General features: G+C 34.6%; 1 protein-coding gene. It reads right to left on the reverse strand.

The genetic code is table 11. From position 1 onward, the window contains the following. Nucleotides 1-60: 60 nt before the first annotated feature. Complete coding sequence (locus tag HMPREF0631_RS09530) at nt 61-1,533, reverse strand: ISLre2 family transposase (RefSeq protein ID WP_408634962.1); 1,473 nt, start codon at nt 1,531-1,533, stop codon at nt 61-63. Nucleotides 1,534-1,632 lie beyond the last annotated feature (99 nt).

Here is a 1,632-nt window from a genome sequence, read left to right on the forward strand (position 1 = left end):
GACGGTGTAAAGATTTTGTAGGGAAAAACTATAGACTTTCCCTTTGATTAGTACTTAATTTTATAAAATATTTAATTTTTCTCTAATTGACAATATCTTCCTTACCTGCATAGAAGGCGATACTTGAATTTTGTCATAATATTTTCCATTTTTGTGTATTTCTTTTTCCATTAGGAACATACTACTAGAGCTGTAGACTTCATCTCCTGCTGCCATTCGTTCTTCCTTTAATTCAGATTGATATCTGATTAATCTCAGAATGTCCCCGCCATTCCAGCAGTAGGCTCTAAGACGTGCCATTTTATCTGCTCCATTCTTGCTCCAGCCCATTGGTCTTGAACTCATTCTGCTAGCCAAAACGTGGCTTACATGACCTTCTGTACTACTGCCTATCACTCCATTTGGGTGTCTCAAGCGTAGCTTAGTGGCACTCCAATTTGAAAGTATGTACAAGGCACTATTATCTATTCTTTTTAAATCACTTTCTACTTGTGCATAGTCTTTGATTATTTCAACTACTTCTTTAAAGTCAGACTTATTTCCATTTCTTATTGCATCACGTAGTAGCTCTCTACCGTATGCTTTTCCATCCAGCAGATGACTCGTCATGCTAGTCAAATATTTATTGATATGATATTCATCAAGGACACTTATCATCCCTGAAATCCTGTTTTTTCCTGATTTAATCCACTGTCCTCCATCTGCATTTAGATATATTTTTTTAATACAGCTAAGGTCGTATGTTTTTTCGATATATTCATATACTTCATCCCAAAGTCTTGCATTTTCCCTACCTTCATATATGCCACTAAAGTAATGTGGATTAATCAATCTGTGGCGTTTGCTCTCTGGAGCAACTTTTTCTATTCCCTCATGGACATATACTAGTTTCATCTGTACATTATTTAACTTATATCCATTTGAACCCACTTCTATATCTCCCTTTTGATTGATAAACTGCAATGGCACATGGTCTTCATCCGCCTCGATATACAGGTATTCTACTTTCTTTAGTTCTTCTTGATATATTGGGGGTGGAAATTTTATATTATGAATCATATTCTTTACTGTACCCTTACTAACATTATCCGTAATGCTTACTGCATCTCCAGCTTTTCTATACGATGTTTGTGCTGCTTCTGATAGTATCTTAGCCTGTGCATCTTCAGTTATCCTACTGTAACTGTCTAACTCTAGGTAACTATCAAGCAAGTATTTACGTTCTCCTGTTTTCTTATGTTTGTACAAGGTTTTATCAAAAGAAAATTCACCTAAAGAGCAAATCATCGTTCTTCTATCTCTCCTTACAATTTCCCAGTTTTTTTTACGTATTTGGCTATCTCTGATGCCTTGATCTAATTCACTAAAAACTTCTCCAATGAAGGAACAGCCCAACTTGATAACCTCATTACTGACCGATTCAACAAAACCTGCGATATCTTTTGGGTTTGTAAAAAAATTTGCACTGCTATTTTCTAAATTTTTTGCCCCTTTTTGGCAAAACTGTAGTATACTTTTGTACATAGGGAACATCCTCCTTGTATTTAGATTTTTTTGCTTACTTAAATACTAACACAAAGGATGTTCTCTTTTTTATTTTTTTTAAAATTTCCCTACAAATATTTTACACTA

Source organism: Peptostreptococcus anaerobius 653-L, from assembly GCF_000178095.1.
Taxonomy (GTDB): domain Bacteria; phylum Bacillota; class Clostridia; order Peptostreptococcales; family Peptostreptococcaceae; genus Peptostreptococcus; species Peptostreptococcus anaerobius.